The 13,514-nt window shown below is 69.3% G+C and carries 14 protein-coding genes; 6 read left to right on the top strand and 8 right to left on the bottom strand.

Going from position 1 to position 13,514, the window contains the following annotated elements:
- The first annotated feature begins 34 nt into the window (after positions 1–34).
- Both IAG39_RS19730 and IAG39_RS19725 read left to right on the top strand, forming a co-directional pair.
- Positions 35–502: a MarR family winged helix-turn-helix transcriptional regulator gene (locus IAG39_RS19730; RefSeq protein WP_118933967.1), complete on the top strand. Its 468-nt coding sequence runs from the start codon at positions 35–37 to the stop codon at positions 500–502.
- Entirely contained in the window at positions 492–950 is a 459-nt protein-coding gene (locus IAG39_RS19725; RefSeq protein ID WP_118933966.1) for a hypothetical protein, read from the top strand. The genes IAG39_RS19730 and IAG39_RS19725 overlap by 11 nt, the downstream gene beginning before the upstream one ends.
- 47 nt (positions 951–997) lie before the next feature.
- On the opposite strand, the gene IAG39_RS19720 is transcribed toward IAG39_RS19725, so the two are convergent.
- A complete protein-coding gene (locus IAG39_RS19720; protein WP_118933965.1) occupies positions 998–1,861 on the bottom strand; it encodes a pirin family protein in 864 nt (287 codons plus the stop codon).
- A gap of 168 nt (positions 1,862–2,029) precedes the next feature.
- Here IAG39_RS19720 and IAG39_RS19715 point away from each other — a divergent pair, with 168 nt between their 5' ends.
- From IAG39_RS19715 to IAG39_RS19700, 4 genes are all read left to right on the top strand, one after another.
- On the top strand, positions 2,030–2,560 hold the full coding sequence (locus IAG39_RS19715; protein ID WP_118933982.1) for a DNA-deoxyinosine glycosylase: 531 nt from the start codon (positions 2,030–2,032) through the stop codon (positions 2,558–2,560).
- Between the two features lie 127 nt (positions 2,561–2,687).
- Positions 2,688–3,458 (top strand): sulfate reduction electron transfer complex DsrMKJOP subunit DsrO, encoded by a 771-nt coding sequence (dsrO, locus tag IAG39_RS19710; RefSeq protein WP_059379375.1) that lies wholly within the window; start codon positions 2,688–2,690, stop codon positions 3,456–3,458.
- Between the two features lie 19 nt (positions 3,459–3,477).
- Entirely contained in the window at positions 3,478–4,512 is a 1,035-nt protein-coding gene (nrfD, locus tag IAG39_RS19705; RefSeq protein ID WP_059379390.1) for an NrfD/PsrC family molybdoenzyme membrane anchor subunit, read from the top strand.
- A gap of 61 nt (positions 4,513–4,573) precedes the next feature.
- Positions 4,574–7,774, top strand: a complete 3,201-nt coding sequence (locus tag IAG39_RS19700; protein WP_165867928.1) for a tetrathionate reductase subunit A — start codon at positions 4,574–4,576, stop codon at positions 7,772–7,774.
- A 27-nt stretch (positions 7,775–7,801) separates the two neighbouring features.
- Here IAG39_RS19700 and ccmI read toward each other — a convergent pair whose 3' ends face one another.
- Genes ccmI through ccmC form a run of 7 tightly spaced genes read right to left on the bottom strand, consistent with a single transcriptional unit; the run spans position 7,802 to position 13,510 of the window.
- The gene (gene ccmI / locus IAG39_RS19695) at positions 7,802–9,094 is read right to left on the bottom strand and encodes a c-type cytochrome biogenesis protein CcmI (protein ID WP_118933964.1); all 1,293 of its coding nucleotides are present in this window, start codon (positions 9,092–9,094) and stop codon (positions 7,802–7,804) included.
- The gene (locus tag IAG39_RS19690; protein WP_118933963.1) at positions 9,091–9,585 is read right to left on the bottom strand and encodes a cytochrome c-type biogenesis protein; all 495 of its coding nucleotides are present in this window, start codon (positions 9,583–9,585) and stop codon (positions 9,091–9,093) included. The genes ccmI and IAG39_RS19690 overlap by 4 nt, the downstream gene beginning before the upstream one ends.
- Positions 9,582–10,103: a DsbE family thiol:disulfide interchange protein gene (locus IAG39_RS19685; protein ID WP_059379378.1), complete on the bottom strand. Its 522-nt coding sequence runs from the start codon at positions 10,101–10,103 to the stop codon at positions 9,582–9,584. The genes IAG39_RS19690 and IAG39_RS19685 overlap by 4 nt, the downstream gene beginning before the upstream one ends.
- Positions 10,103–12,109, bottom strand: coding sequence for a heme lyase CcmF/NrfE family subunit (locus IAG39_RS19680; RefSeq protein WP_118933962.1), 2,007 nt, complete (start codon positions 12,107–12,109; stop codon positions 10,103–10,105). The genes IAG39_RS19685 and IAG39_RS19680 overlap by 1 nt, the downstream gene beginning before the upstream one ends.
- Positions 12,106–12,561 carry a cytochrome c maturation protein CcmE gene (gene ccmE, locus IAG39_RS19675; RefSeq protein WP_059379380.1) on the bottom strand — a complete coding sequence of 152 codons (456 nt, stop codon included), beginning with the start codon at positions 12,559–12,561 and terminating at the stop codon, positions 12,106–12,108. Before ccmE ends, IAG39_RS19680 begins: the two co-directional genes overlap by 4 nt.
- On the bottom strand, positions 12,558–12,725 hold the full coding sequence (ccmD, locus tag IAG39_RS19670) for a heme exporter protein CcmD (RefSeq protein WP_118933961.1): 168 nt from the start codon (positions 12,723–12,725) through the stop codon (positions 12,558–12,560). Before ccmD ends, ccmE begins: the two co-directional genes overlap by 4 nt.
- Positions 12,722–13,510, bottom strand: coding sequence for a heme ABC transporter permease CcmC (gene ccmC / locus IAG39_RS19665; RefSeq protein WP_118933960.1), 789 nt, complete (start codon positions 13,508–13,510; stop codon positions 12,722–12,724). Before ccmC ends, ccmD begins: the two co-directional genes overlap by 4 nt.
- Positions 13,511–13,514: the final 4 nt, after the last annotated feature.

Genomic DNA, 13,514 nt, shown 5'->3' with positions numbered 1-13,514 from the left:
TTGTCAATTAAACCGAAAGACCGGGAGGCCAGCAATGAATCCAACCAAGGAAGAACGGCTCACCGGGGTGATCCTGACCTTGTTCCAGTTGAACGGCGCGCTGCTCGATTGGGGCGATGCCTTCGTCGCGCCGCAGGCGCTGACCAGCGCGCGCTGGCAGATGCTGGGCGCCCTGGCGTTGGCGGGACAGCCTCTGAGCGCGCCGCAGGTCGCCGCCGCCATGGGCGTGACGCGCCAGGGCGCGCAGAAGCAGCTCAACCTGCTGTCCGAGGCGCAACTGGTGGAGGTCCGCCCCAATCCGCAACACAAGCGCTCGCCGCTGTACCGGCTGACCGATGAGGGGCGGCGCGTCTATGGCGCCATCGACGCGCGCTGGAAGGAGCGCGCGCGCCAACTGGCCGGCGGCTTCAGCGCCGCTGAACTGGAAACGGCGGGGAGGGTGCTGGCGGGCCTGCTGGCCGCGCACGTTCCCGCGCACGGGGAGCAAGGTCATGAAACATAGAATCCATGCCGCTGCCGCCATGTCGACGCTGCTGTTTCTGGCGGCGTTCTGGATTTCGACGGTGGTGTCCGAACTGTTCCTGACCGCGTCCGCGGTGGCTCAGGTCAAGCTTGCCATCGCGTATGCGCTGTTGGGTTTCGTGCCCGTCATGATGCTGACCGCCGCCAGCGGTTTCCTGATGGGCGGCAAGGGCAGGCATCCGCTGCTGTTGGCCAAGCGCAAACGCATGCCTTTCATCGCGGCCAATGGTTTGCTGATTCTGGTTCCCGCGGCGGTGTTCCTGGCGCTGCGCGCGCAGGCGGGCTTGCTGGATGGGGTGTTCTACGGGGTGCAGGCGGTGGAGCTGGCGGCAGGCGCGGCCAACCTGACGCTGATCGGATTGAACATCCGCGACGGCCTCAGGCTGGGCCGCTTGCGGCGGGGCGCGCGAGAGCAGGGCCGGTCCTAGCCTCCCGTCCCGTTGCGCGGGACGAGAGGCCAGCCGGCCCGGTTGCCTCAGTGCATCTTGCCGTAGCGGCCGGCGTTGAAGTCCTGGATCGCTTCAACGATCTCCGCCTGCGTGTTCATCACGAAGGGGCCGTAGCCGACCACTGGCTCGTCGATGGGCTCGCCGCTCAACACCAGGAACACCGCGTCGTTGTTGGCTTCGACGGTGATGTCCTCGCCCTCCAGGGAGAACAGCGCCAGCTGCGCATCGCGCGCCACGGTTTCGCCGTTGACCAGCACCGTGCCGCGCAGCACCACCAGCATGCTGTTGCGGCCCTCGGCGACGGGGAAGGTCGCCGACTTGCCGGCGGCCAGCCTCACGTCCCACACGTCCATCGGCGTGAAGGTGCGCGCCGGTCCCGCGTGGCCCGCGTAATTGCCCGCGATCACGCGCAGCGTGCCCGCGCCGTCAGGCAGTTCCACCGCCGGGATGTCCGCGTCGAGGATGCCCTGGTAGCCGGCCGGCGCCATCTTGTCCTTGGCGGGCAGGTTGACCCAGAGCTGCACCATTTCCAGCTCGCCGCCCTTGCGGGTGAAGGCGTGGGAATGGAATTCCTCATGCAGGATGCCGGAGGCCGCCGTCATCCATTGCACGTCGCCGGGACCGATGACGCCGCCGTTGCCGGTGGAATCGCGGTGCTCGACTTCGCCGCTATAGACGATGGTCACGGTTTCAAAGCCGCGGTGCGGATGCTGCCCGACGCCGCGCGGATGCTCGGCCGGCTCGAACTGCGCCGGTCCGGCGTAGTCCAGCAGCAGGAACGGGCTGGTGTTCTTGCCTTTGTCGTTGTAGGAGAACATGGAGCGCACCGGGAAGCCGTCGCCCACCCAGTGGGGACGGGGGCTGGCATGCAATCCGAGGATCTTCTTCATGGTCGTATTTCCTGTTGCGCGGCCCCATCGGGGCCGTTCGTCATGATTAATAAGATAAGGGCGCCACCTCTTCGGCGGTAGTCCCCGGCATTGATAAGCACTGTTCCATGAATCGGACAGTGGGGCCGGAACTCGCGGCTGGCGTATCCTTCGGTCATGGAAGACGGCATGAATACGGCCCAGGCGGGCGGCAACAACGATCAGGTCCAAGGCTTTGCCCCGGTGGCGGGGGCGGGCGCGCGCGTGCTGGTGCTGGGTTCGATGCCTGGCGTGGCATCGCTGCGGCAGGGCCGCTATTACGCGCATCCGCGCAACGCCTTCTGGCCCATCGCGGCCAGCGTCTTCGGCTTCGATCCCGGCCTGGACTATGCGCAGCGTTTGCAGGCCCTGCAAGCCGCCGGCGTCGCCTTGTGGGACGTGCTGCAAGCCTGCGAGCGTCCCGGCAGCCTGGACGCCGATATCCGTGGCGACACCCTGGTCGCCAACGACTTCGCCGCATTCCTGGAACGCCACCCCGGCATCGTCCGGGTCTGCTTCAACGGCGCCAAGGCCGCGGCGCTGTACCGGCGCCACGTGCTGCCCGGGCTGGCCGTCCCGTTGGAATACATGGACCTGCCGTCGACCAGCCCGGCGCATGCGGCGGCGTCGTTCGAGCACAAGTTGGCTGCCTGGGGCCGGGCGCTCAAGATCGAGGATTGACGGGTTGGGCCGCAGACCGGCTCCGGGTTTACACTTATCCGTCCCCGGTTTGATACTTATCAAGCCTCTATATAACTCCAAGTGATAAGTTAATTCCCGTAACAGAATTAACGCTTGGAGAAGCACTATGAGTACCCCCGCCAGCCCCCCGGAACCGCCACTGCCGGGTAAACGTGGCTTCCTGAAGGGCTTATTGGGGTTGGGGGCCGCGGCCACCGTCATACCCATCCGCGCCGAGGCCGCCGGCATCAACGGCCAGCCGCCGCGCCGCCCCGGCATGGCGGGCAAGCGCTACGGCATGGTCGTGGACATGCGCAAGTGCATCGGCTGCCAGTCCTGTACGGTCAGCTGTTCCATGGAGAACCTGCCTCCCATCGGGCAGTTCCGCACCACCGTCCTGCAATACGAAGTCCTGCCCGACGCCGGCGGCCCCGCCTCCATGGTGATGCTGCCGCGCCTGTGCAACCACTGCGACAACCCGCCTTGCGTGCCGGTCTGTCCGGTGCAGGCCACCTTCCAGCGCGAAGACGGCATCGTGCTGGTCGACAACGAGCGCTGCGTGGGCTGCGCCTATTGCGTGCAGGCCTGTCCCTACGACGCCCGCTTCATCAACCACGAAACGCAGACCGCCGACAAATGCACCTTCTGCGAGCACCGCCTGGAAGCGGGGCTGCTGCCGGCCTGCGTGGAAAGCTGCGTGGGCGGCGCGCGCGTCATCGGCGACATGAACGATCCCGACAGCGCGATTTCCAGGCTGCTGGTCGAGCACAAGCAGGACATCAAGGTGCTCAAGCCCGAAATGAAGACCGATCCCCACGTCTATTACATCGGCCTGCCCGATGCGTTCGTCCATCAGGTCGACGGCCAGGCCGGCGTGCGGCTGGCTGGCGGCCATTGAGCCATTAAAGGGGATGAGCATGCAGATCTCTGAATTGTTGACGCCGGTCTACGACGCCGCCTGGCTGCCGTGGGCCGTGCAGTACTTCTTCCTCATCGGCATCAGCGCCACCACCGCGCTGACCGCCGCCTTTGCGGCCTTTGGCAGCGCGGGCTCGCCTGCCCGCCGCCTGCTGCCCGCGGCCGTGACGGTGCTGCTGGTCAGCGCCATCGCCGCGCCCGTGTCGCTGTTGGCGGACTTGCACCAGCCGGGCCGCTTCTGGCACTTCTACGCGCATGTCACGCCCTGGTCCTGGATGTGGCTGGGCGCCTTGCTGCTGCCGGTGTTCGTGACCCTGGCGCTGCTGTTCTGCGCCGCCTGGTGGTGGGGCCGCATCGGCTGGGTGCGCGTGCTGGGCATGGCGCTGGCGGTGTCGGCGCTGTCCATCCTGGTCTATACCGGCGCGGAAGTGATGGTGCTGCGTTCGCGGCCGTTGTGGCACACGGTGTTCCTGCCGGTGAACTTCGCGTTGACCGCCTGGCTGGGCGCGTTGGGGGCCATGTTCCTGGTGGGCCGCTGGCTGCGCGGCGGTACGCAGGCCATGCCGGTGGAACTGTTGCGCAGCCTGAGCGTGACCGCGGTGGTGATGATGGCGCTGGGCGCCGGCGCCTGGGCGCTGCTGGGCCTCTTGGGCATGGACCCTTCGTTCGACGCCGCGCTGCGGCTGTTCGCGGAGTTTCCGATCTGGCGCGTCAGCCTGGCGGGTGCGGTGGCGACCGGCTTCTGCATGATCGCGCTGTTGCAGCGTCCGGCGCGCACGCTGGCCGCGCCGCTGCCTTCAGCCGCGCTGGCGCTGACCATGCTGGCGGCCGCGTGGATCTTCCGCTGGGTGGTCTTCATGAGCGTGCAGGGCGTGCCGAAGTACGGCGCCGGCCTCTATCTGTACGACATGCCCTGGGGCAGCGATGGACTGCTGGGCATGGTGGGCGTGCTGGGCCTGTGCGTGGCGCTGATCGCCGCCGTGACCTACGCCTTGGAGCTGTTTCCGGCGCGCACGCGCGGCCTGGCGGCCTGAGCGCCGCCGCCTGGGCCTGTGTGTGCACAGGTCCTAGACGAAAGAACATGGAATGAAAGCAATGGACAAGCAACACGAAGACGACAAGCGCGGCGCCCCGCCGGACGAGGCCGCCGATCAACCGCGCGACGAGGCGCGGCGCAAGATGATGGTGCGCGGCGGCGTGGTCGCCGGCGGCATGGCGGCGTTCGCGGCGGGCTACGGCGAGACCGTGGTCCGGGCCGTGAAGGGCCTGGCGCAAGGCACGGCGGGCGTGCCCACGGCGCATGCCGTGCGCGGCAATTCGCTGACGCCGGAATTCCGCATCGATCCCTTGACCGGCGTGCTCAGCGCGCAGCCGGGCCAGACGGTCAGCCCCTCCAGCTGCCTGGGCTGCTGGACCCAGTGCGGCGTGCGCCTGCGCGTGGATACGCAGGAAAACCGCATCCTGCGCGTGGCCGGCAACCCCTACCATCCGCTGGCCACGACCCGGCCGGCCGCGATGGAAGCGCCGGTGCGCGAGGTCTACGCGCAACTGGGCGGCGACAACGGCCTGGAAGGGCGCGCCACGTCCTGCGCGCGCGGTTCGGCCATGCTGGAGCAGATGAACAGCCCGTTCCGCGTGCTGCAGCCGCTCAAGCGCGTGGGCAAGCGCGGCGAGGGCAAGTGGCAGACGATCTCGTTCGAACAGCTGGTGCAGGAAGTCTGCGAAGGCGGCGATCTGTTCGGCGAAGGCCAGGTGGACGGCCTGCGCGCCATCTTCGACCGCGAAACGCCGCTGGACCCGCAGAATCCCGAGTACGGCGCCAAGGTCAACCAGTTCCTGTTCACCGATGCATCCAACGAAGGCCGCACCCCGCTGATCCAGCGCTTTGCCGGGCAATCGTTCGGCACGGTCAATTTCAGCAACCACGGTTCCTATTGCGGCCAGAGCTTCCGCGTGGGAGCGGGCGCGGCGCTGGGCGATCTGAAGGGCATGCCCCACGGCAAGCCGGACTGGGACAATGCGCGCTTCGGCCTGTTCATCGGCGCGGCCCCGGCGCAGGCCGGCAACCCGTTCCAGCGCCAGGCCCGCCAATTGGCCGAGGCCCGCGTGCGGCCGGAAGAGACTGGTTTCACCTACGTGGTCGTGTCGCCGATGCTGCCGGCCTCGTCCAGCCTGTCGGCCGGATCGGGCAATGAATGGGTGCCGGTCAATCCGGCCGGCGACCTGGGCCTGGCCATGGGCCTGATCCGCTGGATCCTGGATAACGAGCGCTACGATGCCCGCGCGCTGGCGCAGCCCGGCCCCGCGGCCATGAAGGCCGCGGGCGAGGCGGCCTGGACCAACGCCACCCATCTGGTGGTGGCGGAACCCGGCCATCCGCGTCTGGGCAGTTTCCTGCGCGGCGCCGACCTGGGCTGGCCGCGCCCGGCCGATGCCGGCGAGAAGTGGGAAGACGCGTACGTCGTGCGCCTCGAAGACGGCACGCTGGCGCCGCACACCGCGGCCGCGCCCGCCACGCTGTTCGTGGACGACACGGTCGCCGCGCCCGGCATGGACGGCGCGCCGCAAGCGCTGCGCGTGCGCAGTTCGCTGTCGCTGCTGCGCGAGGAAGCGCGCCGCAAGACGCTGGACGAATACGCGGAACTGAGCGGCGTGCCGGCCGCCAAGATCGCGTCGCTGGCCGAGCGTTTCACCAGCTACGGCAAGCGCGCCGTAGCCGACGCGCACGGCGGCACCATGAGTGGCTCGGGTTTCTATACGGCCTATGCCATCGCCATGCTGAACACGCTGGTGGGCAACCTCAACGTCGAAGGCGGCCTGGTGCTGGATGCCGGCCCGTTCCCGCCCTACGGGCAGGGGCCGCGCTACGACATCGCCGGCTTCGCCAACCGCGCCACGCCCAAGGGCGTGGGCCTGTCGCGCAACCGTTTTCCGTACGAGAAGTCCAGCGAGTTCAAGCGCAAGAAGGCCGCCGGCCAGCCGGCCTATCCGGCCGCAGCGCCCTGGTATCCGGCCACCGGCGGGCTCAGCTCGGAAATGCTGGCGTCCGCGCTGGCGGGCTATCCGTACCATGCCAAGGTCTGGTTCAACCACATGAGCAACCCGATCTACGGCATCGCCGGCCTGAAGAGCGTCATCATCGACAAGATGAAGGATCCGCGCCTCTTGCCGCTGTCGGTATCGATCAACCCCTTCATCAACGAGACCAACGCGTTGGCCGACTACATCGTGCCGGACACGGTGACCTACGAAAGCTGGGGCGTCTCGGCGCCCTGGGCGGACGTGGTGGCCAAGGCGTCCACCGTGCGCTGGCCTGCCGTGCAGCCGCGCGTGGCCCGCACGGCCACGGGCGAGCCGGTCTGCCTGGAAACCTTCCTGATCGCCTGCGCCAAGCGGCTGGGCATGCCGGGCTTCGGCGCGGGCGCCATCTCCGACAAGGACGGCGTCAAGTACGCGCTGGACACGCCGGAGGACTTCTTCCTGCGCGGCATCGCCAACATCGCCTTCGCGGCCGGCAAGCCGGTGCCGGAGGCCAGCGATGACGACATGGCGCTCACCGGCGTGGACCGCTACGGTCCGTTGTTGCAGCAGAAGCTCAAGCCGGGCGAATGGCGCCAGGTGGCCATGGTGATGAGCCGCGGCGGGCGCTTCGACAAGATGCAGGACGCCTGGGTGGAAGAGGGCGGGACGCGTCAGACGCGCGCCGCCTACGCCAAGCCGCTGCAGGTCTGGAGCGAGGAACTGGCGGGCTTTCGCCATTCCATGACGGGCGAGCGCTATAGCGGCTGTCCGACCTGGTACCCGACGCGGCTGGCCGACGGCAGTGATATGCGCGCGCAATACACGCGGCAGGACTGGCCCTTCCTGCTCAGCTCGTTCAAATCCAACCTGATGAGCTCCATGTCCATCGGCGTGAACCGCCTGCGCCAGGTGCATCCGCACAACCCGGTGTCGATCAACCGGCAGGACGGCGAACGCCTGGGCATCCGCAACGGCGATGCGGTGCGCATCGTGACGCCGGGCGGCGCGGTGACCGGGCTGGCGCTGCTGCGCGACGGCATCCAGCCGGGCGCGGTGGGCATCGAGCACGGCTACGGCCACACCGAGCTGGGCGCGCGCGCCCACGTGGTGGATGGCAAGCCCATGGCGCACGATCCGGCGCTGGCCGCGGGCGTGAACCTGAACGACCTGGGATTCGGCGACGCCACGCGCGGCGAGCATGCCAACGTCTGGATCGATTGGGTGTCCGGCGCGGCGGTGCGCCAGGGGCTGCCGGCGCGGATCGAGCGGGTCTGAGGGCGCAGGCGGCCGGTATCGTGAGCCTCAGGGTACGACGGTATCGGCCACCAGCGTCAGTCCTTCCGCATGGACGCCGATGCCGGATAGCGCGCCGCCCAGGTCGCCCGCCCGCGCGGCCGCCGTGCCGGACTTGCTGACGCGGATCTCCACGCGCACCTTGCTGGCACGCGACAAGGTCGCATCCGGCGACATGGCGCTGCTATCGTCCAGCACGAAATCCCGCGGCAGGTCCGAGACCTGCATGCGCAGGATGGCCAGCGGCATGCGCGATCCCTCCTCGGGACGCGCCAGGATGAACACGGTATCGGAGGGCTGGACCCGGCCGCGCAGCGCGTCGGCGATGCTGGCGCGTCCGCTGATGCGGGCGGCGGTGACTGCGGGCGTAGGCGCTGCGCCAGCGGCAGGAGCCGACGCCGAGACGGGGGTGGATCCGGGGGCCGAGGCCGTGGCAGTTGCACTGGCAGGCGCGCCCGCCATGGTGCGCGCCTGCGCGATGTTGGACTGGATCTGGCGCGCGGCTTCCGAGTCCGGCGGCAACTGTGCCTGCAGCCGTTCCCAATGCGCCAGCGCCTCGGCCGCGTCGCCGCGGCGCAACGCCATCATGCCGGCCAAGGCCAGGGCCTTGGGTTGGTCCGGCTGCGCGGCCAGGGCTTGCGCCACCGCCGCGATGGAGGCGTCGTCGGGGTTGCCCTGGTTGGCCGATAGCAGCGCGTCGGCCAGGTCGGCCAGTACCGCGGGCTGGCCAGGAACCAATCGCAGCACCTGTTGGTAAGCCGCTACCGCATCGGTATAGCGTCCCAGGGTTTCATACGAACGCGCCAGCATGTACCAGCCGTCGGCGTCATCGGGCGCGGTCCGCAGCCGCTGGGCCAGGGCATTGATGGCCAGCGTCATGTCGTTGCCGGCGTCCGCCGCATGCGGTTCGGCGGGTTGGCCCGCGCTGGCGCTGGCCGCCGCGCGCGGGTTGCCCAATTGGCCGTACAGCAGCACGGCCGCCACCGGAATCAGCACGGTCAGCAGGCAGGCGGCGGTGATCCCGGCGCGTTGTCCAGCCCAGGGCGCGCCGCGGCCGCGCCGCAAGTCCAGGTCCTGCAACAGGTCGCGCTGCAGCTCTTCCTCCGCGCGCATACCGGCGGCGGCAGTGAGGCTGCCGTTGTCCATGTCCCGCCGCAATTGCTCGCGCTGCGCCAGATAGAACGCGCGCACATTGGCCTCGGACGCGGGTTGTGCGGCGGGCGCGCGCCGCAGCAAGGGCGGAATCAGGCAGAGCAGGGTCGCCAGCAGCAGGAGCACCACGATGATCCAGAGTGCGGTCATGAGCCGGTATCCAGGAAGCGCGCCGCGCGCGCGCGTTCGTCGGCGGTCAGGGGCGCGCGCGCGCCGGCGCGGCGCTTCAAGGTGCGCACCAGCACCACGAAGCCCAACGCCAGCAGCGCGAACGGCCCCAGCCATAGCAGCCAGGTGATGGGTTTGAAGGGCGGGTCGTAGCGCACGAAGTCGCCATAGCGGTCTTCGAAGAAGCGCATGATCTGCGCGTCGCTGCGGCCTTCGGCCAATTGATCGCGGATCAGCTTGCGCATGTCCTGGGCCAACGGCGCGTTCGACTCGGCCAGGGTCTGGTTCTGGCATACCAGGCAGCGCAGTCCGTGGGCCAGCTTGTCGGCGCGTTGTTCCAGGACAGGGGGCAAGGGCTGCGCGGCGCCGGCGTGGACCTGGGCGCGCGCGGCAGCGGTCAAGGCCAGCGCCAGCAGCAAGGCGCGCAGGGCGGTCCGCAACAAGCGGCAAGGCAGGGCGGCGGGCCGTTTCATTGCAGCGCCTCGATGGCGGGCTGGATGCGGTCGCGCCAGATCTCCGGCGTGATCAGGCCCAACTGCTTGTAGCGGATACGGCCGTCGCGGTCGATCACGAAGGTCTCGGGCACGCCGTAGACGCCATATTCGATGCCGACGCGGCCATCGATGTCGCTGGCGGACGCGATGTAGGGGTTGCCGTTGCGCGCCAGCCAGGCTTCGGCTTCTTCCGGCTTGTCCTTGTAGTTCAAGCCATACAGCGGAATGCCGTGGCGCCGGGCGGCTTCGCGCAGCACCGGCAGTTCGTCCTTGCACGGCCCGCACCAGGACGCCCACACATTCAGCAGCCAGACCTGGCCGCGCAGCGATTGCACTTCCAGTTTCCTGCCGGGGTCCAGCAGCACGGGCAGGCCGATGGCGGGGGCGGGCTTGTCTATCATGGCCGAGGGCACCGCGCGCGGATCGCGCGACAGGCCCATCGCCAGGAACACGGCCATCGCCAGGAAAGCGGCCAGCGGCACCAGGTAGCGCAGCATCAGGCGCCCTCCCGCGTGGGCCGCGCGGCCCCGGGCATGGTGGGCTGCGGCGCGCGCGCCGGCTCCTGCGCGCGGCGGTAGCGCTTGTCGCCGGCCGCAAGCAGGCCGCCCAGCGCCATCAGGATGCAGCCCGTCCAGATCCAGGTCATGAAGGGCTTGACCTGCAGGCGCACCGTCCAGGCCTTGTCGCCCACCGGTTCGCCCAGCGCCACGAACAGGTCGCGGGTGAAGCCGCTGTCGATGTCGGCCTGGCTCAGCGCCATGTCCTGCACCGTGTAGAGGCGCTTTTCCGGATACAGGGTGAGCACCGGCTTGCCGTCGCGGGTCACCGGGAACACGGCGCGCTGCGCGCTGTAGTTCGGCCCGGCAGCCGGGGCGATGCTGGCGAAGGTGAAGGCGTAGCCGCCGGCTTCCTGGGTGGCGCCCAGCTCCATCCGCAGCTCCTGCTTGACCTCATAGCCATTGGCCAGCGTGACCCCGGCGATGAAGACACCCATGCCCGCGTGTGCCAGCAGCATGCCGTACCAGGAGCGCGGCTGGCGCCCCAAGCGGCGCAGCCAGTTGCCGTCGCCGTCCGTCAGACGCTGCCAGGCGTGCGCGGCGGCGCTGGCGACCGACCACGCGGCCAGCCACAGGCCCAGCATCACCATGGGCGAGCCCAGCCGCGCCGGGCCCGGCATGGCCAGTGGCAGCAGCACGGCCGTGGCCACGCTGACCGCGAAGGCGATGCGCAGGCGGCGGCCCAGGTCGGGCAGCTCGGCCTGTTTCCAGCGCGCCGCCGGACCGACGCCCATCAGGAAGATGGCAGGCGTCATCAGCGGCACGAATACGGCTTCGAAATAGGGCGGACCGATGGAGATCTTGCCCCACTCCAGCACGTCCAGCACCACCGGGTAGAGCGTGCCCAGCAGCACCGATCCCGCCGCCACGGTCAGCACCACATTGTTGGATAGCAGCAGGGATTCGCGCGACAGCAGCGAGAATCCTCCGCCCAGGCCCACCGTGGGCGCGCGCCAGGCATAGAGCGCCAGCGATCCGCCCACGATCACCAGCATGAATCCCAGTATGTACAGTCCGCGGCCCGGGTCCACGGCGAAGGCATGGACGGAAGTCAGCACGCCTGAGCGGACCAGGAACGTGCCCAGGATACTGAGCGAAAACGTGCAGATCGCCAGCAGCACGGTCCAGCTGCGGAAGGCGCCGCGCCTCTCCGTGACGATGAGGGAATGGATCAGCGCGGTGCCAGCCAGCCAGGGCATGAAGGAGGCGTTTTCCACCGGATCCCAAAACCACCAGCCGCCCCAGCCCAGCACGTAATAGGCCCAGGCGCTGCCCAGGAGGATGCCTATGGTCAGGAAGGTCCAGGCCGCCAGCGTCCAGGGGCGTACCCAGCGCGCCCACATGGCGTCCAGCTCGCCCGACAGCAACGCCGCGATGGCGAAGGCGAAGGCCACCGAAAAGCCCACGTAGCCCATGTACAGCATGGGCGGATGCACGATCATGCCGGGATCCTGCAACAGCGGATTCAGGTCGCGGCCGGCCATGGCGGGCGGCATCAGGCGTTCGAAGGGGTTGGACAGGAACAGCAGGAACAGCAGGAAGCCCACGCTGATCCAGCCCATCACCGCCAGCACGCGGCCGACGAAGGGCAGGGGCAGGCGGCGGCTGCACAGCGCCACGGCCAGGGTCCAGGCGGTCAAGAGGTAAAGCCACAACAGCAGCGATCCTTCATGTCCGCCCCAGACGGCCGCGAAGCGGTAGGCGGCCGGCAGGTCCGCGTGGGAGTTGGCGGCCACGTACAGCACGGAAAAATCGTTGTCCAGGAACGCCCAGGCCAGGCAGCCTATGGCCACGGTGGTCAAGCCGAACTGGCCGATGGCGGCGGGCCGCGCCACCCGCAACCCCGCTTGCCAGCCGGTGGCGGCGCCCACCAGCGGCAGCACGCCCTGCGCCAGCGCCACCAGCAGCGCCAGGATCAGGCTGAACAGGCCGATCTCGGGAATCATTGCGCCTCCGCGCGCATGGCGTTAGGCCCGGCGCCAGCGCGCTTGATCGCATCGGCGGCCTCGGGCGGCATGTAGTTTTCGTCGTGCTTGGCCAGCACCTCGGTCGCGCGGAACACGCCGTCTGGTCCCAGCTTGCCGGCCACCACCACGCCCTTGCCCTCGCGGAACAGGTCGGGCAGCAGGCCCTGATACGTGACCGGCACGGTGTGCGCGGTGTCCGTCACCACGAAGCGCAGCGTCAGGCCGTCGGCCTCGCGGCGCAGCGAGCCTTGCTCCACCAGGCCGCCGACGCGGAAGCTGCCGTTGGCGGGCGCTTCCTGCGCCACCACCTGGGTAGGGCTGAAGAAGAACACCAGGTTGGATTGCAGGGCGTTGAGCACCAGCGCGGCGGCTGCGGCCAACAGGCCCAGGCCGCCCACGATGGCGAGCGCGCGGCGCTTGCGCGGGCTCATGGCGCCGTCCCGTCCACGCGGGCGGCAGCCTGCGCCGCGCGCCGGACGCGGCTGCGCCGCCACAGCACCAACGCTTCCAGGCCGATCAGCGCCAGCGTCACGCCATACGCGCCCAGCAGATAGGGGCTGTGGCCTTGCAGCGAGAACAGCGCGTCCCAGCTCATGCCGCCTCCCGCCGCGTCCTGTCCGCCCGGACCGCGCCCGGCTCGCGTTCGGCAATGATGCCGCGCACACGCGCCAGCGCCGCCGCCGCGCTGTAGAGCCAGAACGCCGCCACCATCAGCAGCATTGCGGTCACCATGATGTGGGCCATGCTGGGCGCGGTGGTGAGGTTGATCGACGCGCCCTGGTGCAGCGTGCTCCACCAGCGCACCGAAAAATAGATGATGGGCACGTTGATCACGCCCGCCAGCACCAGGATGGCGCCGCCGCGGTCGGCCCGCTGCGCGTCGTCGGCAGCGGCCGCCTGCAAGGCCATGAAGCCCAGGTACAGGAACAGCAGTATCAGTTCGGAGGTGAGCCGGGCGTCCCAGACCCACCAGGCGCCCCAGGTCGGCTTGCCCCACAGCGCGCCGGTCCACAGGGTCAGGAAGGTGAACAACGCGCCGGTGGGGGCCAGCGCCCGCATCATCATGAACGACAGGCGGGTGTTGAAGATCAGTCCCAGGGCCGCGTACAGCGCCATGACCAGGTACAGGAACATCGACATCCATGCCGCCCCGACGTGGATGAAGAGGATGCGGTAGACCTCGCCCTGCTGGCTGTCGGTGGGCGCGACCGCCAGCCCCACGTACAGGCCCGCGGCCGCGAACAGCGCGGCGCCCAGCGCCAGCCATGGAATCATGCGGCCGGCCAGCGGATAGAACGCGGCGGGCGAGGCGTATCGCAGCCAGCCCGCGCCGGCTGCCGCGGCGGGCGGATATGCGTTCAGGGCAGGGTGCTTGTGCATGGCG

Origin of the sequence: Achromobacter xylosoxidans (assembly GCF_014490035.1) — a bacterium.
Lineage (GTDB): Bacteria > Pseudomonadota > Gammaproteobacteria > Burkholderiales > Burkholderiaceae_B > Achromobacter > Achromobacter bronchisepticus_A.
Note: the sequence above shows the minus strand (reverse complement) of the source record. Positions and strands in the feature narration are given on the sequence as shown.